Genomic DNA, 24,668 nt, shown 5'->3' with positions numbered 1-24,668 from the left:
TTGGAGATTTTAGAGCTCGATCGCGCGAAAACCCAATTACTCGGGGATCAAATTAGCATCAGGAGGCCCAGCCGATTCCGGAATCGAGGGCGGCGCGGGTTCTGGAGCCGGAGCCGGAGGAGGAGGTTCCGGAGCCGGAGCCGGGGCCTCTTCTCTCGCGGGCGGATAGTAAGGTTCCGGCTCCGGAGCAGGCGGATTGTAAGGTTCTGGCTCCCTCGCGGGCGGATAGTAAGGTTCCGGCTCCGGAGCAGGCGGATTGTAAGGCTCGGGAGCCGGGGCCTCTTCTCTCGCAGGCGGATAGTAAGGCTCTGGTTCTGGCGCGTACTCCTCCTGTCGAGGAGCTGGCGCGTACTCCTCCTGTCGAGGAGCTGGCGCGTACTCCTCCTGTCGAGGAGCTGGCGCATACTCCTCTGCTGGAGCCGGCGCGTACTCGCGAACGGGTTCCGGCGGCGGCGCACTGTTGGCTCTAAGTTCAGCACTCCAGCGCCCGATCGCACCTGCCGCCTCTGAATACAGCGCCCTACCGTAACCGATTTGGGAAGCGGTATCGATCGCCGCTCCTAGACTGCCTTGAGATGCCAATGCCGCAGCTCGATCGAGAATCGGTCTATCTTGAGCAACTTGCAGTTCGCTCACCCACTGATAGACATTATCCTGAGCTTTCGCGTACAAAGTCCTACCGCTCTTAATTTGCGAAGCTTTTTCAATAGCAGCACTAAGTTTTCCTTGCTTCGCCAGGGCGATCGCTTCATCCAAAAAAGGCTGATCTTGAATAACTTCTATGCGTTTCGTCCACTGAGCCAAGAGAGTTTGCGCTTCTATCCTGCGGGGACGGTTTTGAGCGATCAGGAGTAGCTGAGCCATGCCGCCCTTAAGTCCTTCAACCGTTTGCGGTTCTGCCAACTGCTTCGCCAGAGTCAGAAAAGATTGGTCTTCGATCCGCTGAATGTCCCGGCGCCAAGCAGCCACCAAAGTTTGAGCGTGAATCCGCCGCGGTTGCTTAATTCCGATGGTTTGCGCTTGCTCGATCGCGAGTCCAAACGTTCCTATCTGACCGAAACTAGCGATCGTACTCGCCACTTGCAGTCGCAGCAAATCTTGAAACTGCACCTGCAAATTTTCAATTTGAACTTGAGCTTGCTTGTACAGAGGGCGACCCGGAGCAATTTGGCTAGCAGCGCCCTGCCCTTCGAGCAAGCTAAAAATGTGTTGTGGCAGCGGAGTTGATATCGACTGGTTCCACGTCACTGCCTGAGCCCTACCCAACTGCATCAAATCTTGAGCTTCCGCAAACAGTAGCGAATCCTGTGGCACAACTGAAGCAGCCTCGATCGCCCCCGGCAGGTCTTTCGCCCCCAACCGCTTAGTAGCCATTGCCAGCAAAGTCCGGCTCCATCCCTCAATTTCCTTTTCAGCTTTAGCGCGGGCAAAAAGCTGCGAGTCTATTTTGCGAGCCAGGACTATCGCCTCAGCGAACTTTTGCGGAGTCTCGTCCTTCGCCAAATCTCTAGCCTCTTGCAAGCGCTGCCAGCCGTTTCTTTCCAAAGAAATCTGCTGGATCAGCTCGTTGTAACGCTTCTGACTCCAGAAAATATTTTCCAGCTTGAACAAAGCTTGAGCATAATCCCAAGCCTTCCTTAAATCCTCACTTTTCAAAGCTGCTAGGGCTGTATCGTAGAGTTTTTGGCCCTCCTGCCAATTTTTTTCCCAAGCAGTAACAGCCTCTTCTACCTCGGGGTAAGACGGACTGGTTTTCGGAATTTTCGCCACAATCTCTAGGGCGCCTTTCAAATCGCCCCTCTCAATTTTTGCCCTGGCAAATCCCAGAATGGCTTTCGACCATTCCCCTATCAAATGTTGACCCTGCGAGTATAGCGGATGTTCTTTCGGCCAAGCCTGCACCAGTGCCATTGCCGATTCTAGCTGTTCTAGCTTGCCCGACTTAGCAGCTTGTTGAGCGCAGTAAAGTCGCTCTCCGTCGGCCGCCAACGGCGACAGTTGCTGGCAATTGGGCGGTGGCGGCATCGTCAGCAACCAGAGAAATGCAGCGGCACCGGTTACTCCAAATCCCACCAGGAGACTCAGCCAGATAAGCTGCCACTGCCAAAAAGTTCTTTTTCCATCGGTCGGCTGGGCCGTTACGAAGGAACTCGCATCGCCTGTCGCCTCTGCACTGAACTGTGCCGTCGGTTTAGGGGATGGGTTGTATTGCGGTGGTGTGTGGAATTGGTCAGATTGTCGTCTCGCCATTACTTCAGCCTGTCCTGTAATGCGCACTCTTCACGTGACACTCCCACATCAAATCATAGATTGTGATGTGGGCTTCTGACTCCTGTTAAGGAGATCGAGAACTTCCTTCAAGGTACTGGCAATCTTTCCCTCTACGGCGTTTTATAGTGAGGTTCGTGTCCAGCCCCACTGGTTGCTTCCGAGTTTTTTAGGCTCTCGAGGCACGTAAATCATACCAGTTATCACACAGTTATTCACAGATCCCGGGGCCGTTTAGCAGAAAAAGCAGTATAAAGCCCCGTCAGTCGATCAATTTTAGATTTTAGATTTTAGATTTTAGATTTTAGATTTGACTCCACAGATGAATTGGGGGAGGGATTAAACTAAGGTCTAATATTAAATCCGGGTCAGAAATTACCTTATCAGACTCAGCGGTTTCAACCGCAACTACACTAACTTTCGTCTCATCCAAGCCGATTAAAAATAAAGGGGTACTACAGCCGGATTTAGTCTACACTTTTACGTGTAGCGGGTAGAAATGATTTTTTGGGTTTAGTCGTAAATTTTATTCCTGATCGCCAAACTTGTCGATCAAGTTTCATTTTTCTGTTTTCATTTTTTTTCTACTGTTGTGCCGAATTCCGGCAGGCGATGGCAAAAAAACAGATCGAACCCAGCAAAATACTTAAATCATTTTATACGAGCGACAGGTCGATCACAAATATCCGTTTTGCTTCCAACAGCCGCTGCTTTATCGGTTACGAAGCCTTTGGCGTATCGCTGACACTCGATGCTTGCGTGGCGGACTCTGCCGATCGGTATCCGTAGAAATCTATCCGGTAGTCTACAATTTTGACACCAGTTTGCTCTTGGATTAGCTCGATCAAGTCGAGCGGCAATTCCACATGAACGTCTAGAATCTGAGCCGTATCAAGACAATTGACGTGAGAGTGAGAGTCGCTGACATTGCCGTACAAGCGTCCCTCTGAGCGTTCTATGCACTCAATAATCCCTTCTCTCGACAGAGCTTCTAGATTTTGATAAACCGAAGTATGACCGATCGAATGCGCTTGTTTGTTGAGGCGATCGTAAATTTCGCGAGCCGAGAGGTGTTCTTTTGCCTCCCACAAAAGTTCTAGAATAAATCGACGCTGGCGGCTCAAGCGCATTCCCATCGCCTGACAGCGGTTTAAAGCATCTTCTAATGAACGAATTGGTTTCACAGCTACCGCCTTATAAAGCCTGCTCGATTTTTAATTCTGGTACAACATTGCACGCCTACATATCCACTAATTCTAACGCAGGCTTGCCCAACAGTAGAAGGTAGAGGGCAAAAATCTCGACTGAGTAAATTTTTTCGAGTTGCTGCTCAACTCTATCTTCTACTGCCACACATCCTAGTTCGAGGATTTGATGGCGTTAACCAGTAACTTGGCGATTTCCGAGAGTTGCTTTTTGTTGAAAGTTTTGAGCAAAAGCTTGACTACCGCCTTCGGTTCGGCGGGAAGTGCTACTTGCTTCGACGCGGAGGCTGGGGCGGCTGGGGCGGCTGGGGCGCTTGCCTCTGCTGGTTTTGGGCTTGCTGCCAAAAGTAGCAAATTTTTACTCGGAACGATCGTCTTGACTTTCCCCACTTGTACTAAATCGCCAGCTTCCTTGAGTTCTTTGATAATCAGGGGAGCTAAGACTTTATAAGAGTTTTTGGGATTAACGATCGCTGCTCTAGCTGTTTTTACTAAATTTTGCCAAGTCTCAATTTTACCTCCCAACTTATAGAGGCGAACGCACACAGCCGTCAACTCAGAGCGACTAGCAGCCGATTCTTTCTGCTTGAACACCTGCAACATTTCTTTGAGTAAAGTCATCACTTCAACAGCAAAATTCGCCGGTACCCCGCCCGCTGTTGGAGCGGCGGGCGTACCAGACCCAGCAGCAGCCTGCACTTTACCCGACGCCAATTTATTGAGGTGAGTTTCCAGTTGAGCAAAAACAGGCATCACCTGCTGCACGAGTTTTTCTCCCTCTTCATTCCTCAAGCCGAAAGGCCCCTCCAGTCGCCCCAGCAAGTCCTTAAGCGTATCAACTCCCTTTAAAAATAGGGATTCTGCCGTTTGGTCAACCTGCTTGACGGGCCCGTCCTTGAGCACCTTAAAACAATCTTCCAAGCGGTGAGCGGTTGTTTTAATACTATCTAAGCCCAGCATAGCCGCCCCTCCTTTCACGGAATGGGCGGCTCGAAACATCTCTTGGACGCTTTCGGGGTCTTTCATCGTGGACTTTAAATCCACTAAACCATTTTCTAGAGTATCGAGGTGCTCCTTAGCCTCCTCTATAAACAAACGCATAATTCGGTCTTGCTGATCTGACACGACAGTCCTCCTAACAATCTCAGCACCCTCCAGAAAGCACCCTCTTCGCGGGAGAAAACGCGACTCCTGGCTAAAGTCGGAAGCTCCCATGCAAAACATTCTAGCCTGCCTCAGCTAGCAGACTCAAAATACTGGTGTCAGGGCAATCTTAGATTTAAAACTGGTGCGGTGGAGATTGAGCCTAGAGTTCTGAGGGAGTATCTGGAGCGACTTCAATACCCATTCCTTGTTTCATCATCTGCTGAGCCGTAATCAAGTCGCTTAACTCCTTGACTTCGACGCCGATGTCTTGGCAAGCCTTTTTCAGTTCCCGCTCGAAGGTGTTGAGGTCGCCTCCGTAGCCGCAAAGCTTCGCGGCTGTGGCGATTCCTTGTTGGGCGTTAGCTTTGGCGCAGTCGATCAATTCAATGCCTTTGAGGGGTTGGGAGGATGCCATAATTTCAAGCCACAATTTATATTTTCTCCCACTGTACCTAGAAGGTTGAGGTCGATCGATCTATCGAAAGGCATGAAAAATCCTGCCTGTGCTGAGTGTTGCCAATTCATAGGTATTTGTATGGGATTTCCGGGCTAGATAGCAGTAGTTGGGATTTTCTAACCCCCATATTCCCTGCAGAAACCACGTTTTTGCGTAAGTTCTCATGTTTGTTGACAAAATGAAGTCATAACGAGTATGATTTAGATAGTAAAAAAGAGAGTCACCATGAGGATAGAAGAAATTCCCCTCAACCAGATTCGCCGCCCCCTGCCGCGAGTCAATGACCAAACCAAAGTCGCCGCCCTCATGGAATCCATCCGCGAGGTAGGTTTAAACGAACCCATCGATGTGCTAGAAGTAGATGGTCAGTATTACGGATTTTCCGGCTGCCACCGCTACGAAGCTTGCCAGCGTCTCGGTTTAGAAACTATCCGCTGTAAAATACGCCGAGCTCCCCGTGCGGTGTTGCAGATGCACCTAGCCTGAGCCTCTCAACAGAAATTCATGACAGCCAAATATTCCCTCGCCCAAACCTTTCTAAGAAGTTCGATCGACAATCACTAATAACAAGCTAAAAACCTATGACTACCAACAATCACAAACAACATCTTTACCCCACCCGCATCGATATGTCAGCCGCCACCCGCTCTCAAGTAGTCGGGCTGCTCAACGCCACACTAGCAACGACTCTGGACTTAAAAACTCAAGTCAAGCAAGCTCACTGGAACGTTAAAGGCATGGACTTCTACCAGTTGCACTTGCTGTTTGACGAAATGGCAACAGAACTCGAAGAGTACATCGATTTGGTTGCCGAACGGGTCACAGCTTTGGGCGGTTTGGCTGTAGGAACAGCCCGCACAGCCGCAGCAGATTCGATTTTGCCAGAATTTCCTTTCGACATTTTAGACGGCAAAGAATACGTGACGGCTTTGGCCGATCGCTACGCACCCTACGCCCAACACCTGCGAGTTGCCATCGACAAAACAGACGAACTCGGCGACGCCGACACAGCGGATCTCTACACTGAAATTTCGCGGACAATTGACAAGCGTTTGTGGTTCCTAGAAGCGCATTTGCAAGGTTCTGCGACAACTGCAACAGCCACCGCCCGCGAAAAAGTAGCCGTCAAATAGCAAGCTTTCAATAATTGAACTTGCATCGGCATAAATTGCGAAACTCTTGTGGGGCGGGCCCAACAGCCCGCCCCAAAAATGTATTTCGTTAAGGCTCGTGACAGTTTACGATCGAGAATATGTCCATTTATTAATTTGGATGAGTTTTTCGTGACTGCCAATATTCCAGATTATGCTCCTCAACTGCAACGCCTGATGGAACAGGCGGGGCTTTCGAGCGATCGAGAACTCAGCCAAAAAGCAGGAGTTTCCGAGATCCAGCTAAGTCGCCTGCGTCGCGGTTTAGCTTTGCAAACCCGAGCCGACATCTTGCTCAAAATTAGTCAAGCTTTGCAAATTTCCTTACCCGAACTGCTGGCAACCTTGACGCCAGACTATGTAGAGTTAGAACAGGCACCACCGACAGCCGTAGAACAAGAATATCAGCGCCTGCAAGCTTCGATCGAACAGCAGCGAGAATCTTTGATGCAGGAATTCCAGCTATCTAGCGTGCAAATTTTAGAATCTTGGATGTTGCAGTGGCCGACTGCTGCGAGCAAAGCTCAGGAAAATCACAACTTGCGGGCTCAGAAACTACTGCCCTTGCTGCGGCCAGTCGAGCAGTTATTAGAGCATTGGGGAGTGGAGTCGATCGCCCCAGTCGGAGCCCAGATTCCCTACAACCCCCAACAGCACCAGCTCATGGAAGGAACAGCCGAGCCCGGAGAACCCGTCAAAGTCCGCTACACAGGCTACAGACAAGGCGACAAACTGCTCTACCGCGCCAAAGTTAGCCGAGTTTGATTAATACCAGAAGGCATTCAGCAGAACAAAGATTGTCCCTCTCTCACAATTCACTCCCGGCGAAGCGCTGCGACTGCGATCGGCGTTAGGCTCCGCGACGAGCACCATCTTTTGCACTCATAACTATTCTCCCGCTCTCAGGCTCTGGCGCTTTCCCCCCCTGTTATTTGGATCGGAGTCCATCTCGCAGCTATACTAGCCTAGTCTGGCTAGAAATTCTGACATTCCCACCGCAAAATATGAGTCCTGTAGTTAAAATTATTCAGCCCTCTGGCATTTTAGACGGCACCAAGGCAAGTCAATTCCGCCAAGAGATTAGCGACCTAGTGGAAGCGGGAGCCGATGTGGTATTGATAGACTTCACTGATGTGACATTTATGGATAGTTCTGGTTTAGGCGCTTTAGTTTTGGCGCTCAAAACAGTCCGGGCCGCTGGGAGTCAATTAGTTGTCTGTTCTATCAACGAGCAAATCCGCATCTTATTTGAACTCACCAGCATGGATCGAGTTTTCGAGATATTTCAGACCCGCGATGCTTTTAATAGCAAAATTCTCTCAACTAACTAAATCTTTGGGCTGCTGCCTTCTTGCTATTTGGTCACAGATGCACTGCAAGAAGTCAGCTAGCCAAAGTTTACCTTGAGTAAAGACCAATCATCATCAAAAACTGCTTTAGCGTTCAACTTTTGAATGTAGTTCAAAACCAGCTCTAACTGGTCGGCACTTGCACCGTTGTAAGCTGCTAACAGGTCGATGAAAGGGTCAAGCCCCCAGATATTGCCGTCAGGTTGGTGGATCTCGTATACCCCGTCGCTAAAGATGTAGAGAGTGCTCAAATCCTCGACATCGCAGCAATTATCGACATAGGGGGCGTCGGGGAACATCCCGACCGGCATTCCGGGGGTTTTTAATCGCTGGATTTTAGCCGTGCTCGCAGGCGACTGGGAAATCAACACGGCCGGTGGATGGCCGGCGCTAGCATAAACTAGCTGGCGAGAAATGCGGTTGTAAACGCCATACCAGATGGTGAAATACTTGTCATTTTGGTAGCTCATCTGGAAGGTGGTGTTCAGGGCGCGTAAAACGTCGCTAGGTTTGTAGTAGTCTATGTTGGGGAGCGTGCGCGATCGCAGCAAATTCAGCACTGCCACCGAAGGCAGGGCCGCCCGCAAACCGTGACCGGCTACGTCGAGTAAGTAAATCGCCAAATAATCGGCATCTAGCCAGTTGTAGTCGAAACAATCTCCCCCCAACTGCCGGGAGGGAATGAATTTTGCCTCAATGCTGAAAGGTTCCGTCATCGGATCTGGCAACAGCGATTGCACGTACTCGGCGGCCTCGGCTAACTCTGCTTCCAGACTTTGCTTGGCTATTTTCAAATCTCGGCTGAGTTGGTGCAGCCTCAATCCCGCGCGTACTCTAGCCTGTAATTCGTTGAGTTCGATCGGCTTTGAGATAAAATCGTCGGCACCTGCGTCGAGTCCTTTGACTCGATCGGCGATCGAACCCAAAGAAGTCAACAAAAAGAATTGTGTAGTTGACAGATCCGGATCTGCCTTGACTCGACGGCAGACATCGATGCCGGTCAAGCGCGGCATGATCCAATCGCAAATTATCAGGGCCGGACGCAATTTTTGCGCCTGGGCTACACCGTCTTCGCCATTGCTTGCTACTGTTACTTCGTAACCCTGTTTTTTCAGGGTTCTTCTCAGCAGTTCTTGAACAGCCGTATCATCGTCAATAACCAGAATTTGAAACATGGGCACTTAGGTACTACAAGTTTTTCAAGGTCTGGGGGTCATTTAAAATATATCCTGTCAGCGCCCTTGTCTGAGATTGAGTATAGTTTATTGGCATCGCTTTCGAGGTAATTGCTTTTGACAGCGGGTCGTTGAGTTCAATTTACGTTAAAATTTGATAGAAATTTGGCGCGATCGAACTTCACTCAGTTTATACTCAGAATATAAAATTTTATAGACTTTTATTTGCCACAGGCGCTGGTTGACATGGAAGTGCTATTTATGGTAAAGTGACTCACCGATTATTCGATTAGACATTGATCCACGGCCCACCAGAGCTAGTATCCTCAAACTACCATTCAATTTTGCCGCCGTTATACTTTGTCTCGTTGTATTTTATCTGGTTGTATTTTGTCTCGTTGTATTTTGCCCACCGGCGGATGAAGAACTTGTGTGGTGAGCGTGATTGAATTAAAGGGTTCCGAAAAGTTGCCGATGCTAAAAAAAGCGGATCTTCAAGTCAATACAGGTCTGAATGGATTAAGCTGGGTTTTGTCGTGGTTTGCACAATTGTACGACTCGCGAATTCCTACAAGTGTGTGGATAAGGTGTCAGTTGGCTTTGGCTGAGGGCTTTACGAATGCGGTGCGTCACGCCCACAAGGGCAAACCAGCGGATTTGCCTGTTGACATTCAGGTGGCTGTGTTCGCTGAATCTTTAGAGATTAAAATTTGGGACTCGGGTGATCCGTTTGATTTAGAGAAAAAAATCAAAGATATTTCGGAAAAAGTCGATATTCACTCTCCGGGCGGGCGGGGTCTCAAATTGATTAAAGACATCGCAGACAGTATTAGTTATGTGAGAACGGCTGATGGACGGAACTGTTTGTCGATCGTCAAAAATTATTCGCCCTGTATCGACGATCGAAAATAAGACTAATATTTTTAGCGGGTAAGGGTTGAGGGTAGCCCTCCACCTTCCTTAAGAACCGTGTGTGACTGTTAAGCTGCGTAGCAGTTGATTATAGTTTGATTTGACTGCTTCCCTAGATACTGGCAATTCCCATAGCATCGGTATTTCCGGTTCTTCCGTATTTAGTGTGCTAAAACATTATGGCACTGCCGTCCGAAGCAGATTAACTCGCAAATGAGGTAATCTCGGTGAGAGTCCCTATTGGCATAGATTTTCTCAAACGCTTCACAGGCGGGGATGAGGCAGAAGTCTAATTTTTTATTTTAGCAAATTAGTTGGCTTCTACTCTGGGTAAGATTAACGAGAGAGCGGATTAGCTGGAGAACCAATGCGAAAAAGGATCGTAAAAACATTATCATTCAATAATAAACGATTCTCAAAAACATCATCACCATAATCATATTGCTTATTTTGCCAATTGAGGGATAGGGTGGGACTGTTATACTTATTTTCCAGTTGCCAACTTACACTAGCACCGTAGAGAGAGCGAGAGGAGTTTTTATCGATGGGGGCGATATAACCAGACAGAGTGAGAGTGCTTAGAGGACGGATTGTTAACTCAGCGAGTAAGCGATCGTCGTAGGAATTGGGTACGATATCACCAAAATAGTTGGTCAAACCCAGAGAAAAAATTCCCCAATTCAGGCGAGCGCTAAGGGCTACTTCACTAGCGGGTGAAAGACTAACTACATCACCAATTCTTGTTTCTCGATCGAGAGCATAATTGAAGCCAGTTGATAAGGTTAAATTTGCCCGCCTACTGAAGCGAAATGTTTTAGCCACACTCCCCCAAAGTTGGCTGTAATAATCGCGATCGGGGTTGAGATAACCAATCGCACCGCCGCGAAAACTCCAATTGTTTAGCGTGTTTCTCGTGTAATCAGCACCCAGGTAGAGTTTGGGCTTTTCTGAAGCAATCACACCCGTATAGTATCGCAGGATATCTTCACCTCCCGTCCAGTTTCCGGTAAAGCTGAGATGAGGATAGTAAGAGGTTTTTTCCCCATAGATACTTTCTCTAACAAAGTTGACATCTTGCTGTAAAAAACCTAAATAAACTTGGGCATAAAAATTCTGCAAATTGGCAGTAGAATACTGATTTTGGTTAACGGCAGAGAATAACTGTACATTGGTATTTGCTCCACCTTCTGCACCAGCATCGACAAGGGTGACTTGTGGGCCTGTTGGATCGTAAAAGATTCGACCATCTTCAAGAGCGCGATCGATCACGGGAGAAAGACCGAGCCAAAGGCTGTTATAATTCGCTCTAGGAACTTGACTTAAGCTGGTGACATTAGGCGTTAAACTTTCTGCCCGTCCGAGTCCGGCGGAATATATCGTAAAACTACTGCTGGGTAAACGAGTATTATTAGCCGCTAAAAATAAGTTGCGGTTGATATTAGTATTAACCTGATTTTTACTGCCTTCTAGGTCAGGAATGACATCGGGCAAAAATTGCGCCCCCGCTTGAATAGCCGTATTTAGCCAGCGATTTTCATCATCAACAAAGAGAGTAAATCCTCGAATCGTTCGTCCTAAAACGGCTTCTCTATCATTGGCTTTAACAACTTGACGAACTCGGGAAAAAGTACCTGCAATCGTATAGTCAATTTCTTCTTTTCTCTCAACTTTTGTTTTTCGGGATTGGCTGTTTCCCGGATAAGCACCCGAATTGGGAAAATAAAAATCGACGCCAATCGGTTGACTGCTGGTTCCGCCTTGAAAGCCTGGAAGCTGCATAAAAGCCAAAGTTTCCGGTTTGAGAACCTCCCCAACCTGAGACGTTTGAAAGACGCGGGTAGGTACGAAAAACTCTGGATCTATACTATTGCGATCGATAACTAAACCTGGGGTATAAGTACATTGTTGGTCACTGGGAGTATCGGGAAAAATACAAGCCCCCGTTAAACTCATTTGAAGTTCTAAACCCGTCATGGTTTGCGGTGCGGTAGTTGTGGTTGTAATTGTTCGTTCTAGGGGAACAGTCCGCAGTTGCAAATAAGTGCCTTTTTGGTCTACTCTATAAATATTAGTTCGGCTTAAGCTTTCAATGACTCGACTGTTAAGTTTGAGAGTGCCATTAAAAAAAATATCGCTGTCTGTGGTGTCAGCAAAAGTATGGAAACCACTAAACTCCCATTCAGTTAGATGGCTGATGGGAATGTCATTGAGAAGTAAATTGGTCGTGAATGGGCTAATTTTTTCGTCGGGAGCGATTCGAGGTGGAATAATGTAATCGGGGTCAGTAGATGGCGCAGAAGGTTGGGGCAATCCGTTAGGATTATTAGTTGATGGGGGTTTTGTCGGTTCAGGTTCAGAGGCTAAATTTGGGGATGAGGGTTCCAAGTCTGTAGCAAAAGTAGACCAGTTTGGTGTTTCTGATAAAGGGCTGGCTTGTGGAAGGTCGGAAACACTTGGAGCGATTCGAGGTGGAATAATGTAATCGGGGTCAGTAGATGGCGCAGAAGGTTGGGGCAATCCGTTAGGATTATTAGTTGATTGGGGTTCTGTGGGTTCAGGTTCAGAGGCTAAATTTGGGGATGAAGGTTCCTGGTTTGTAGCAGAAGTAGACCAGTTGGGTGTTTCTGATAAAGAGGTGGTTTCTGGAATGTCCGAAACACTTGGAGCGCTTCGAGGTGGAATAATGTAATCGGGGTCAGTAGATGGCGCAGAAGGTGGGGGCAATCCGTTAGGATTATTAGTTGATTGGGGTTCTGTGGGTTCAGGTTCAGAGGCTAAATTTGGGGATGAGGGTTCCTGGTTTGTAGGATAAGTAAACCAGTTGGGTGTTTCTGATAAAGGGGTGGTTTCTGGAAGGTCGGAAACACTTGCAGCAGAGGAATCAAGTTGATTGGATGTGTTGAGTAAATTGGAGCGAGTTTCTGCTATAGCTGGGGTTGAGTAAGCGATGGTCAGGAGAGTCAAACCGACGAGAATACTACCATTGTATGCTGTTGAGAGGAACCCAGTAGGATTAACGATAAATTTGAGGGCGTTAATTATCATTACAAGCGCAGCAATTAGGCATTAAATCTATCAGTTAATACAGTAATTATACCCTGATATCCTAATAATTTAATATTTATTAAATCTATGGCGTTAATATTTTTATATAGCGCGTATAAATCATTAGTACAAATATGTAGGGGTAGTACCCCCGTGCCTATCCCCCCACGGATGAGGGCAACCAGGGAGAGTTTGCCGCTACAAGAATTACAGAATTCATTTAGGCTCGCTATAGATAGAAGAAAAAAAATATTTATAGGAATGAATATTGGGAATATTTAATAATTATAAAATTAAAATCAAGGGTGCGCTAACGGAAGTTAACGCACCTGATAATTTCAGGATTAAAACTGTTCGCCAGACGGGCTAGCGATAACGATAAAATCCTCCACGCCAATCAAGGCGGAATTTGTGTTAACTAAAGAAGCGAGGGTGACTTTGCTTGATGCAATTTTAATTAAGGTGGAAGTGCCACTTTGGGCAATCTGTAACTCGCCGAAAGTTAAACCATATAATTGGATCATGTCTACGCCATCTTGGAAGCCATAGATCAGATCCTGACCCATTCCCAATTCCAGAACAAAGGTATTGTTACCTCCATTACCATAAAGCCGATCGCTCCCTTCACCGCCATTGAGGTAATCATCACCATCACCCCCATAGAGAATGTCATCACCCGCATCACCATAAAATGCGTCGTTACCCGCATCACCGTAAAGCCGATCGCTCCCTGCATCGCCAATGAGGGCATCATTTCCATCGCCCCCATAGAGGATGTCATTACCCTCTTGACCATAAAGTACGTCGTGACCGACATCACCGTAAAGGCGATCGCTGCCATTACCCCCCAACAGCTGATCGTCATCATTGCCACCGTAGCCAATATCGTCGCCGTCACCACCCTCGAGGTAATCGTATCCGGCGTAACCGTAGAGGACATCGCTACCTGCTAAACCCGCGAAGAAGTCGTTACTGGCAGTACCCCTGAGAATATCGTTATTGGACGTACCGTTCATCACCCCTGGATAGGTGGCCATTACTTCTGGGGAAAAAGCCGGTGTCAACTCGGCTTGACCTGTGGTGACTTCTAACTCCCAGTTTCCCCCTTTAGCTGCACTCCCCGTCAGAGTCTTAGAAGCGGCAATTTCTGCCCCCGTTAGAGTGTGTAACTTAGCAATAAATTCTTCTCCTGCATCCCCTGCTGCGACGTTGCAACCATAGAGGAGAAGGTTAGTAACATTCCACTGTTGCAGTTGAGGGGCATAGTGGATTAGGTTATCTAAACTTAGTTGGCTATTGCCCAGATACAAGCAACCTGGGGAACCGTGGGAAATAATATGAACTGCATCGATATTCTGACGCTGTTGTAAAACTTCGCTAATTTGTTCGATGCCATCTGCCGTTTTATCTAAGACAAAGATTTCTGCACTGGGAATGACACCCTCAATAAGTTGCTGGGAATTTTCGACTCCGGCATCAATAAAAACAATTGTGGTGGTGGGATTGATAGTTTTTGAAGTATTTAGCAGGGGTTTCATCTGGGGAATGTCCTTGTTATTAATCAGAAGGTGTTGCGGATAAAAAAACCTCTCTGGTGCGGTAACGGAAGTTAACGCACCTGATAATTTCAGAATCAGGCAAAATCCTCCACCCCAATCAAGGCGGAATTTGTGTTAACTAAAGAAGCGAGGGTGACTTTGGTTGATGCAATTTTAATTAAGGTGGAAGTGCCACTTTGGGCAATCTGTAATTCGCCGAAAGTTAAACCCTCTAATCGGATCCTGTCTACGCCATCTTGGAAGCCATAGATCAGATCCTGACCCATTCCCGATTCCAGAACAAAGGTATTGGTACCTCCATTACCATAAAGCCGATCGCTCCCTGCACCGCCATTGAGGATATCATCACCATCACCCCCATACAGGATGTCATTACCTGCATCACCTAAGAGGTAGTCGTGACCGGCATCACCGTAAAGGCGATCGCTGCCATTACCCCCGAACAGTACATCCATATCATTGCCACCGTAGGCAATATCGTCGCCCTCATCACCAAAGAGATAATCGCTTCCGGCGTAACCGTAGAGGACATCGCTACCTGCGAAACCCGCGATTAAATCGCTACTGGCAGTACCCCTGAGAATATCGTTATTGGGCGTACCGTTCATCACCCCTGGATAGGTGGCCATTACTTCTGGGGAAAAAGCCGCTGTCAACTCGGCTTGACCTGTGGTGACTTCTAACTCCCAGTTTCCCCCTTTAGCTGCACTCCCCGTCAGAGTCTTAGAAGCGGCAATTTCTGCCCCCGTTAGAGTGTGTAACTTAGCAATAAATTCTTCTCCTGCATCCCCTGCTGCGACGTTGCAACCATAGAGGAGAAGGTTAGTAACATTCCACTGTTGCAGTTGAGGGGCATAGTGGATTAGGTTATCTAAACTTAGTTGGCTATTGCCCAGATACAAGCAACCTGGGGAACCGTGGGAAATAATATGAACTGCATCGATATTCTGACGCTGTTGTAAAACTTCGCTAATTTGTTCGATGCCATCTGCCGTTTTATCTAAGACAAAGATTTCTGCACTGGGAATGACACCCTCAATAAGTTGCTGGGAATTTTCGACTCCGGCATCAATAAAAACAATTGTGGTGGTGGGATTGATAGTTTTTGAAGTATTTAGCAGGGGTTTCATCTGGGGAATGTCCTTGTTATTAATCAGCAGGTGTTGCGGATAAAAAAACCTCTCTTAATGAGGATCTTTCCTGACTTCCTGTGGCGAGAGCCGCTGAGATCCTCATATCATCTTTGAGAGGGGAGAAAATTGATTGAATTGCTGGGTCAGCTTGCTAGCTAACAACTGTCAACAGTTCTAGGGAGACGTACCCAAAACAGCGCCGCTAAAAGTACCCAGTTGAATGGTGTATCCTGCTGTGAAGGTATTGTTTTGCGGGGTAGCGCGAGCGCTGTCTTCTATTGTGTTGAGGTTAAAGCCGGCGGGGTCGCCAAGACCGTTGAGACTCAGTGTACCCGCAGTACCAATGGCAAAGGCTGAGTTCTGTAAACCATTTGCATTGGTGCCGTTGTAGTTGAAAGAATGAGCGGCAGCATTTTCTTTACCGACAGCAGCCGAGACAGCCACACCTGTAACGTTAGCGCCGTTAACAGTGAAAGCCGCAGAACCTGCTACACCACCTTCACCGGCACGGGCTACGGTAGCGAAACCAAAAGCATTTAGAATAACGAGACCACTAACGAAAGCAATACGACGAATCATAATTTTTCAACTCCAGGGTTGGTTTTTTTTGTTCTATTAGTTAGACGTTTCCCGAAGGTGATTTGTGAATTATTCAGTCTTTAGATAGATGGCATCTCTAACTTTTGGGGGATGACGCGGTTCGAGGGAGGATTTGACCAATTCCTGCTACGCAGTCGATCTCTTCCTGAAAATCTCGATTGGCGAAACCAGGGATGCCGAATTTTTCCATGCCAAATTCCGCCTAGCGCCATATCGCGCCCAGCGCCAGTCATAGAAAAAGCGCGAATATAGGGGATTGCAGCGATCGCGGCAGCATTAAAGCCACCTGCACGCCGGTTTTGGCTTTGCCAAGACGAGGAAAGCCAAAAGCTGTAAAAACTGATTTAAAGCGATTTTCTGCCTACCTATTTTTCAGATGCAAGAAAGCCAGTCGCCGCCACTGTCTGCCCACATCCTCCTGTACAGTAGAAAAGGCGATACAGAAGACGCAAGGCTGCGCGATATGCCTTGGGTACGCTGGCGCGATATGCCTGGGGCGATCGAACATCTGTCAAGTATTGGTTTTCTCTGTTGAGAAAGTGGGAATTCAGCCGATTGCAGTCGCTGATGGTAGAACAGCCCTGTGCGGGCTGCATTAATGATGCCTCCACAGCAAGAGCTTTTTGGCTTTCCCCAGACGAGGAAAGCAATCCGCTGTAGGCGTTAGGCGCGATCGCTTTTTCGCTGTCATCCCCCAGACTATTTGCCAAAATCCGTAGGGGCGAATAATCGTTCGCGCCTCGATGCCAAACACACACTGCCGCTTCTTGAACTTCCCCACCGGCAACAATTTCTCTTTCTCCTATGTCCCCATCAGATTGACCATTAACTAAAACCGACTCTTGAACTTCCCCACCGACAACAATTTCTCTTTCTTCAATCTCCTCTTTAACAGGTTTTTTTTTAACAATATTCTTAGACTTTTTCCCTTTAGCTGACTGAGGAGAAACCCTCGACTGAGGATTAGACAAATCAGAGTCAGTCCCATCTTCTCCGAAATTTGCATTGAACCGCTGACGCAAAATTGCCCGCGCCTGGGAAATCCGCTTTCGGACGTTATCGTAGGAAATATTAAGCTGTTCAGCAATATCTGGATAAGATAGCTCTGATTCAAAATGGAGAATAAAAGTCTCGCGCAATCTATCTGGCAACTCATCTATTGCGTCGCGAAAAAATAATTCGAGTTCGCGCTGCATTGCAGCGCAAACAGGTGTTTGTTCTTGGCTCATTAATTCGATTTGGCTTCCTATAGCAATCGTGTCTAAACTGTCAACTCCTACTGCACTTCTGTTGCGCTCTCGATGGATATCGATGCAGAGGTTATAAGTCAGTTTGGTTAACCAAGCCTTAAAGTTTTTGATATCATCCGTACAATCTCTTACTTTCTCCCAAGCTTTGAGCATCGCCCGACTCAAGGCATCTTCTGCATCGGTTGGATTGCCCATCCACTTGCGACAGCAACGGTAAAGATAATCTTGATGCTGCTGCCATAATTTCCAAAAAGCTGAATCTATATCTTGAGTGCATGAGGAAGGGATGGATGCAGAACTAGAAATTAACATCTCTGGCGCCTGGAACTCTAAGTGGACAAGAACAGGCGATTAATTTAGGCAGTAATTTACCTAGTTTCAGATGCACCTATCAGCATCTTGACTCACCACTCAGGCTCAAGTAAGTCGCACAAGTAGGATCTTTCAAGTCGGAAAAGTCGGAAAAGTAGGATCATCGCCGCTATGGGTGCATAGCTTAGACATCCCTTGGCAGTTTTAGGACTTACGCAAACGGATTTTTAACACTATTCGTAGTTGTCAGGTAAAACCTAAGCACTACAGATAGAGTTTATGGATAATTCCTAAATTTAATGTCACCCCGTTAAAATCTGAACTTTAAGATTTAAAATCCTTGGACATAGGATTAAGCCACAGCAGAATTGTCCGTTTTAATTCATTTAATTCTCGATACACTTCTTGTTTGACCCATTGCCCGATCGCGTCGAAGGGTGTAAAAATTTGACCCACAGGCCAGCTAACATCTTGACCCAAGGGCGTTTGATGGTTGCCAGTCAAAGTCTGAACTGTAATCATGTCCGGAAATCGTGCTTTTAGCAGTTTGGTTAACAGCAGGGTTTGGTCGATGTTGTCGCCGTTAAATTTGACTAAAAGATTGCGCCGAATTTGATAGCTATCTTGGACGAGCCGATTAGTCTCTTGCGGGGAAGGGGTAAACTCGACGTTAAAGACGGGGGAAATTTGCTCGACGATCGGGATTGCTTCGGATGCCGCATAATTGTTGAAAGAAATCAGAATATTGCCTGCCCTTTCTACGTCAAATACAGAACCGATCAGCAAGTGCAGTTTGCATCCCATGCTGTGTCCCATACCGTAAATGGGGAGATAGGAAGATTTGAGCAATTTAGTGGCGCGCAGGCGATCGAGGGCATTTTCAAATTTGTTGAGAACATCGCGGGCGATCGCAATATGATCTAAAGTATTGACAAACGGCGTTGCTACTACAACATATCCTTGAGTCCCCAAAGCTTCTAACAGCCAGCGATAGGTGAGTTGGGGTGCTGTCGCCACAAATGCACCGCCGAGAAAATGTACGATCGCGATCGGTCTTGAGGGAATTAATACCCAATTGCCAGAAATTTCTTGCCAGTCCATCATAAATTCAATCTAATTCCAAATAAAAAGGCGATCGTTCTCTGAAGGTAAAAGGCAGAATGTTTTATAAAATTTTCCTTTTATTTTCTGCCTCAAAAAGGGGTTTGCTACCCATTTTTTAATGGCCAAAACTTTCCTTTTTACTTATACATTATTTATTCTAACTGTTGTGGGGTCAAATAGCACGGCTGGCGATCGCTGCTATTTTCGCCCTGTATAGGGTTGAAGCTGGCGGCCGAATAAATCAACGCTGACATCCACGACTTTCAAAAATTTTTATATTGTCCCCCACCGCACGACCCCAAGCCACTGTAGCCGGTAGTGCGGGTAATTGACCCGACAGAATATTAACAGTCAAATACGGCTCAAAACGCCAATATCAGGTATTAACCCGCCCATGGGCGATCGGCGTCCATTCGGCTTTATTGGCAGCACCTAATTTCTTGACTAAACCCGCATATAGCAGTTATCAATAAAGTGAGGTATGCCCTATGCCCACGGAGGCCTATGCCCGCTTATCAAGCGTGCACCTCATGTTACTGAGAAAGGCTATACAACTATAACATCCTTTAGGACAGCCCCCCAATTTCAGACGATCGCTGGGGGTTTAATGGTGGTGAATGATTGATACCTTCTGCGGTTTGATGACTCAACTTTTCGTGAGTCTTCATCCATTTCCACTTGTGCACAGTAGCTTGAGGATTGAGCACTGTGGTAGCCACCCCGTAAACAATAGTCGGCAAAACCTCCCGATTTAACCAACTTTGTCCCAGCTTTCTCATGTAGTGCAGTGCCAAAACTTCTCGAAATTTGTTAAGCCTTTGCAAAAGCGGCAAATTCTTAAAACATAACTGTTCGTACTCCTGGAGTGATAACTCTTTTTCTCCCCGCAAGCGCCGCAATTGGTTTTCCTTGACACAATCAGAAGCTATGCGCTTTTTGAGCCAGTGCTTATCTGTGAGAGAGTTGCCTCTAATTCGATAATTTCCCAAAGGTTCTGTCGCCGCCAGCAAGCCATACTTTTGAGCAAGTTTGGTAAATAATTCTGTATCTTCTCCTACCTCCCAATCTTCTGGAAACCCGCCTTCTTGGAGTAGAATAGAGCGATCGACTACAACAGAAGACGGGAAAACCCAAGGACTTTCGCCTGTCTCCTTAATCGCCTGCATTTCTGCTTTAGTTGTAGGATAGGTGGGAATATAACTCAACTTCTTACCGTGCTTGTCTAAATACCGCAAAGCGTGAGCCACAGCTTTGACTTCGGGATTGTCTGCAAGCATCTTTAAACAAACTTCTAACTTATTGGGTTCCCAGGTATCGTCGCTGTCGATAAACGCTACATACTCGCCTGTCGCGCGATATATCATTAAATTTCTCGACTTAGAAACCCCGTAATTTTGGGAATTCCTGAAGTATTGAATTCTCGAATTTTGCTCTACCAGCTTAGCAGCAACTTGGTCAGTAGCGTCCGTAGAGCAGTCATCAACTATTAAAATTTCTAGATTTTTGTGAGTACCATTAAGTACGGAGGCAACTGTCTCGGCCAGAGTGTCGGCAGCATTGAATGCAGGAATGATGACACTGACTTTTTTGCTATTCATAACTTGCATTAAGGTGTGGTTTGGTAGTTGTTCGCCGAAGTATAGTATCGAAGCCGACACTCTGACTCATTTACGTGCAAGTACCTGTAGTCAGGAAACTTGCCTACATACTGCCAATATAACAGGTTTACCAACGTGAGTGTTATCTACCATAAGGAGGGGACAGCCCTTAGCAGGCGGAGTGCAGACTCTTATTTGGCGGGCAATTTGTCTGACACAAAGGCGACGGCTGCGATGGATTGAGGGTTTTGTCCGGGGACTGGAGTTGTCCTAAATTCGATGGATCTTTTTGCTTTAATACGGCTTACCCAGAAAAACCCTGGCTCACCCAAAATTATTGGTTTGAGAACTATAGAGCTACTAAAAAACCTGGTTTCTGACTCAGAGCGATTCCGGTTAATCGCTGAGCATAAAATTGTTTGTCATGCGCCAGGGGCGGGCGAGGGAGGACTTTGATTCCTCACTACCAACCTAATTATAATTATTTAATCAAACTTGAGAGGAAAATTGGGTAAATCCTGTTTTATTGATTAACTAACCAGTCGAACAACTGCCCAAAAACGGCTATGCTAAGTCGGCTATGTGTTGCATTGCCATAGCAATCACCTATACTGATTTTTTTGCTGTTGCTTAATAGGCTAGGAAAAAAAATAAATTGAAAATTCCGAAGCTTTGTGAATACTGTTTATATGATTTGCATCTTGAGTTTTTTCTACCGTAAATCAGCAACGCCGTTTTTCTGCGTTCATCAGCTTTTTTGAAATCAGGATTTTCTCAAAAAAGATGCTTTTTCCAACTTGTTTACTTATTAAGTTACCATAAGCTGTCCCTCCTTTCTCTCTTCCTCTTGTACCGTGAGAGCCTCCCAGGGTCAAATAGTTTTCCCGTCTGCCATAACAGGTAATTTATCTGCAGTTGAATTCAGTACCGCTCGGTCTTAGGGAAGACGATCATAAAATTATACTGTAAAAAATCTTCGCCTCACCGGTAAAAAATGTTGCCAAATTTCTTGAGCAAAGTGCAAATTTATACTTGTTGCCTAACAGTCTGGGTGTTGGGTGGCTGCCAGCAGCTACAGGCAACCTTGCAGCAGCAGCGCAGCAAACAGGGGATGGCAGTTTCTGCTCACCCTCTGGCGAGCGCTGCGGGGCTGGCCGTGCTGCAACAGGGAGGCAATGCAGTGGATGCGGCGGCTGCTACGGCTTTGGCGATTTCGGTGGTGGAGCCTTTTTCGGCGGGTATCGGCGGCGGGGGTTTTTTGCTGCTGCGGCGGGCGGAAACGGGGACTGTGCAAGCGCTGGATTTCCGGGAACGAGCTCCGAAACGGGCCGCGGGATATGTACCTCGACAAGCAAGGCAAGGTGCGCCAAAGGGCAAGTCTGGACGGGCATTTGGCGGTGGGTATTCCGGGCACTGTTGCTGGACTTTATACGGTGCACCGCGAGTATGGTAAGTTGCCTTGGGCCCAGGTGGTGGCGCCGGCGATCGCCCTGGCAGAAAAAGGCTTTTCGGTAAGTTCGCGTTTTACCACGGCTACCGGGCGACGAGAGGACGTGCTCAAAAAAAACCGGGCGGCGCGGGAGGTTTTTACTCGTGGTGGCATTTTATACCAGCCGGGTGAGCTTTTGGTGCAGCGGGATTTGGCGCGGACTTTGCGGCAGATTGCTGAAAATCCGCAGAGTTTTTATACCGGGGACATTGCGCGGGCGATCGCCGCCGATATGGCTAAAAACGGCGGCATTATCACTCTCGAAGATTTGAAAAACTATACGCCGATTTGGCGGAATCCGGTTTGCGGCAACTTTCGCACTTACGAAATTTGCGCGATGTCGTCTCCTTCTTCCGGCGGCGTTCATTTGTTGCAAATCTTGAATATTCTGGGAGATTCGGATCTCAAGAGGTTGGGGAGGCAAAGTCCAGATACTTTGCACTTGCTGGCGGAGAGCATGAGGATTGCCTATGCTGACCGGGCTGAGTATTTGGGCGACCCGGATTTTGTGAGTGTACCGGTCAAAGCTCTGACTAACAGCAATTATGCCAAATTGAGACGATCGCAAATCCAAATGTCAAAAGCCCGACCTTCGGGAGAGGTAAAAGCTGTTGACCCTGAAACTTTGAGCCACTTTGTGTGGGAGTCTCCCGAAACTACCCACCTCACGGTAGTTGACAAAGAGCGCAATGTAGTAAGCTTGACATTTACGGTGAATGGCGGCTTAGGGGCTGGAGTCGTGGCGGCGGGTACGGGAATTTTGCTCAACAACGAGATGGATGATTTTGCAGCAGCGCCGGGAGTGCCGAATTTGTTTGGTTTGGTGGGCGGGGAGGCAAATTCGATCGCCCCGAGGAAAACTCCTTTATCGAGCATGACGCCGGTCATCGTGACAGAAAATGGCAAATTTCGCCTCGCTGCGGGGGCTCCCGGAGGCAGCACAATTATTACCACCGTGTTGCAAATTGTACTGAACGTATTGGTTTACGACATGAATGTCGGCGATGCTGTGTCTGCACCTCGGATACACCACCAGTGGCAGCCCGATCGCCTGAGGGTGGAACGGGGAGGTTTTGAGGCTGCGACGCTTTCGGAGTTGCGGTGGCGGGGACACCAGATTGTGGAAGGTGATGGCTGGGGCAATGCCAATGCGATCGTCCTGACTGCCGACGGTTGGTTGGAAGGGGCTGCCGATCGGCGCGGCGAAGGAGAAGCAAGGGGGTTTTAGTTATCAGGTAGTCGATTAGAGATTTTAGATTTTAGACCTTCGGCGAGCCGTCGAGTCGCACTCAGTCGAAAAATTTTAGATTTACTCCAGAGATGAATCTGGGATGTTGAACTAGGGTCAAAAATTTTGAGTTCTCTACGACAGGAATTGGGGGCTTATATAGTTTTTTTTTACGAGGTCATCTTTCATGAGTCATCAGTCATTAGCTATTAGTCATTAGTGATTAGTCATTAGTGATTAGTCATTTTGGAGATGACCAAAGGTATCAAAACCCGGTTTATTTTGTCTCCAGTGCGTAATTACTGAAATTATTAGTCTGTGTACGTGTATTTTTGCATCCGTATTTTTGCGCTGATGTTTATTGGCTGACTAATTGCCAAGAATTACTAAAAAAGTAAACCACAAAAAGCGTATATACACTTATGTGTAAAGTTATTGTAAAGGCACTAGACATTGATACTTATATAATGTAAAAATTAAGTTGTGCATAGGATCAGGTTTGTATCTTCCAGGAAAAATTTATGATAATTACTCACAAAATTGCTGCCTTAACAGCTACATTAACTACTGCTCTGAGTTTGTTGGCAGGGCCAGCAATGCCATTTTCGGTAGGGCCAACTAATAACACTGAGACTTTAAAAAATAATTTATTGGGGACTAATACAGCCGGGTTGAGTAATTTCTCTGTTTCAATTACAGGTAATTCGGCTGCTTTTGGTACTTTCACTAATGACCCCTTCGGTTTGACATCAGGTGTTGTTCTGAGCACTGGTAAAGTCGCCGATATACGGGGTAAAAATCGGAAAGATAACTTCACGACCACAAAGATCAGCGATTTAAGCACAGACTTTGGACCTGAAGGTGAAGAGGGGGATTTGACTCAGCTAAACCTCAGCTTTTTTGCTAATAGCACGGTCGAAAAGTTAGTCTTTCAATATGTATTTGCTTCTGAGGAGTTTCCTGAGTTCGGCAATTCTGCATTTAATGACGATTTTGAACTGCTGCTGAACGGCACTAATTTGGCAAAATTGAGCGACGGAAAAACAGTTACTATTAATAATCTTGTTCCCGATCCATATAATCGCTCTACATATCACTCAGACTATATTGACAACCCAAGTTTGACAGGTATTGCTGCTAACATCGTTAAGCTCGACGGTTTTACTAAAATTTTAGGTTTTGAAGGTTTGCTCAAGCAAAATCAGACGAATGTTCTCAGCATTCGCATTAAAGATGTGGGCGATGGCAAGTTAGATTCTGCTGTATTTATTAAAGGCGGTTCTGTGGAGGCGGTTCAAGCTGAGCCGGTTCCCGAACCGATGACTGTGGGGGGTTTGATGGCGGGAGGCGCTATGCTGGCTGCTGGACGAAAGTTACGCAATCGCCGTGGCGGAAGTAATTAATAACGGAAGGAAGTTCGGCAACGGATTATGTAACGGATGTAACGGATAAAAGGAAGAAGGAAGAAGGAAGAAGGAAGAAGGGAAGAAGGAAGAAGGAAGAAGAAAGTTCGGCAACGGATTATGTAACGGATAAAAGGAAGAAGGAAGAAGGAAGAAGGGAAGAAGGGAGAAGGAAGAAGGAAAAAACAGAACAGGAACCATTTTGGCGGTTGCTGTAATATGAATCTCGATTAGCCGTGTTGGAGACAGAAACGGGGTTTGATGAACGAAAAGACCTTGTTGCA

18 protein-coding genes and 1 pseudogene are annotated in these 24,668 nt (G+C 47.0%); 7 read left to right on the top strand and 12 right to left on the bottom strand.

Going from position 1 to position 24,668, the window contains the following annotated elements:
- Positions 1–36: 36 nt before the first annotated feature.
- The 4 genes from QUA57_RS10060 to QUA57_RS10045 form a co-directional block, all read right to left on the bottom strand.
- Positions 37–2,250 carry a DUF3824 domain-containing protein gene (locus tag QUA57_RS10060; RefSeq protein ID WP_333060563.1) on the bottom strand — a complete coding sequence of 738 codons (2,214 nt, stop codon included), beginning with the start codon at positions 2,248–2,250 and terminating at the stop codon, positions 37–39.
- Positions 2,251–2,987: 737 nt separating this feature from the next.
- Positions 2,988–3,452: a Fur family transcriptional regulator gene (locus QUA57_RS10055; RefSeq protein ID WP_333060564.1), complete on the bottom strand. Its 465-nt coding sequence runs from the start codon at positions 3,450–3,452 to the stop codon at positions 2,988–2,990.
- A 174-nt stretch (positions 3,453–3,626) separates the two neighbouring features.
- Positions 3,627–4,697 carry an Hpt domain-containing protein gene (locus tag QUA57_RS10050; protein ID WP_333041515.1) on the bottom strand — a complete coding sequence of 357 codons (1,071 nt, stop codon included), beginning with the start codon at positions 4,695–4,697 and terminating at the stop codon, positions 3,627–3,629.
- 82 nt (positions 4,698–4,779) lie between these two features.
- Positions 4,780–5,034 (bottom strand): hypothetical protein, encoded by a 255-nt coding sequence (locus tag QUA57_RS10045; protein ID WP_190656149.1) that lies wholly within the window; start codon positions 5,032–5,034, stop codon positions 4,780–4,782.
- A gap of 267 nt (positions 5,035–5,301) precedes the next feature.
- Here QUA57_RS10045 and QUA57_RS10040 point away from each other — a divergent pair, with 267 nt between their 5' ends.
- The 4 genes from QUA57_RS10040 (at position 5,302) to QUA57_RS10025 (ending at position 7,558) form a co-directional block, all read left to right on the top strand.
- A complete protein-coding gene (locus QUA57_RS10040; protein WP_333041516.1) occupies positions 5,302–5,562 on the top strand; it encodes a sulfiredoxin in 261 nt (86 codons plus the stop codon).
- 95 nt (positions 5,563–5,657) lie between these two features.
- A complete protein-coding gene (gene dps, locus QUA57_RS10035; RefSeq protein ID WP_333041517.1) occupies positions 5,658–6,209 on the top strand; it encodes a DNA starvation/stationary phase protection protein Dps in 552 nt (183 codons plus the stop codon).
- 78 nt (positions 6,210–6,287) lie between these two features.
- Entirely contained in the window at positions 6,288–6,992 is a 705-nt protein-coding gene (locus QUA57_RS10030; RefSeq protein WP_333060565.1) for a helix-turn-helix domain-containing protein, read from the top strand.
- A 239-nt stretch (positions 6,993–7,231) separates the two neighbouring features.
- Positions 7,232–7,558 (top strand): STAS domain-containing protein, encoded by a 327-nt coding sequence (locus QUA57_RS10025; protein ID WP_041623653.1) that lies wholly within the window; start codon positions 7,232–7,234, stop codon positions 7,556–7,558.
- 56 nt (positions 7,559–7,614) lie between these two features.
- On the opposite strand, the gene QUA57_RS10020 is transcribed toward QUA57_RS10025, so the two are convergent.
- Complete coding sequence (locus tag QUA57_RS10020; protein WP_333060566.1) at positions 7,615–8,751, bottom strand: SpoIIE family protein phosphatase; 1,137 nt, start codon at positions 8,749–8,751, stop codon at positions 7,615–7,617.
- 432 nt (positions 8,752–9,183) lie between these two features.
- Here QUA57_RS10020 and QUA57_RS10015 point away from each other — a divergent pair, with 432 nt between their 5' ends.
- Positions 9,184–9,663 (top strand): ATP-binding protein, encoded by a 480-nt coding sequence (locus QUA57_RS10015; protein ID WP_333060567.1) that lies wholly within the window; start codon positions 9,184–9,186, stop codon positions 9,661–9,663.
- Between the two features lie 336 nt (positions 9,664–9,999).
- Here QUA57_RS10015 and QUA57_RS10010 read toward each other — a convergent pair whose 3' ends face one another.
- The 7 genes from QUA57_RS10010 to QUA57_RS09980 all read right to left on the bottom strand — a co-directional run bounded on the left by QUA57_RS10010 (position 10,000) and on the right by QUA57_RS09980 (position 20,264).
- Entirely contained in the window at positions 10,000–12,708 is a 2,709-nt protein-coding gene (locus tag QUA57_RS10010) for a hypothetical protein (RefSeq protein ID WP_333251084.1), read from the bottom strand.
- A 344-nt stretch (positions 12,709–13,052) separates the two neighbouring features.
- Positions 13,053–14,246 (bottom strand): DUF4347 domain-containing protein, encoded by a 1,194-nt coding sequence (locus tag QUA57_RS10005; protein WP_333251081.1) that lies wholly within the window; start codon positions 14,244–14,246, stop codon positions 13,053–13,055.
- A gap of 95 nt (positions 14,247–14,341) precedes the next feature.
- Complete coding sequence (locus QUA57_RS10000) at positions 14,342–15,397, bottom strand: DUF4347 domain-containing protein (protein WP_333251079.1); 1,056 nt, start codon at positions 15,395–15,397, stop codon at positions 14,342–14,344.
- A 177-nt stretch (positions 15,398–15,574) separates the two neighbouring features.
- The gene (locus tag QUA57_RS09995; protein ID WP_333060571.1) at positions 15,575–15,979 is read right to left on the bottom strand and encodes a hypothetical protein; all 405 of its coding nucleotides are present in this window, start codon (positions 15,977–15,979) and stop codon (positions 15,575–15,577) included.
- A gap of 386 nt (positions 15,980–16,365) precedes the next feature.
- On the bottom strand, positions 16,366–17,562 hold the full coding sequence (locus QUA57_RS09990) for a sigma-70 family RNA polymerase sigma factor (protein WP_333060572.1): 1,197 nt from the start codon (positions 17,560–17,562) through the stop codon (positions 16,366–16,368).
- Between the two features lie 324 nt (positions 17,563–17,886).
- Positions 17,887–18,663 (bottom strand): DUF1350 family protein, encoded by a 777-nt coding sequence (locus tag QUA57_RS09985; protein WP_333060627.1) that lies wholly within the window; start codon positions 18,661–18,663, stop codon positions 17,887–17,889.
- Between the two features lie 569 nt (positions 18,664–19,232).
- Complete coding sequence (locus QUA57_RS09980; protein ID WP_333041521.1) at positions 19,233–20,264, bottom strand: glycosyltransferase family 2 protein; 1,032 nt, start codon at positions 20,262–20,264, stop codon at positions 19,233–19,235.
- Positions 20,265–21,258: 994 nt separating this feature from the next.
- Here QUA57_RS09980 and ggt point away from each other — a divergent pair.
- Positions 21,259–22,981 (top strand): annotated as a pseudogene (gene ggt, locus QUA57_RS09970) (gamma-glutamyltransferase).
- Between the two features lie 521 nt (positions 22,982–23,502).
- Complete coding sequence (locus tag QUA57_RS09965) at positions 23,503–24,384, top strand: choice-of-anchor L family PEP-CTERM protein (protein WP_333041524.1); 882 nt, start codon at positions 23,503–23,505, stop codon at positions 24,382–24,384.
- The last annotated feature ends 284 nt before the right edge of the window (positions 24,385–24,668 follow it).

The organism is Microcoleus sp. Pol7_B2 (genome assembly GCF_036701035.1).
Classification (GTDB): Bacteria; Cyanobacteriota; Cyanobacteriia; order Cyanobacteriales; family Microcoleaceae; genus Microcoleus.
This window is presented reverse-complemented; position numbering and strand designations above follow the sequence as displayed.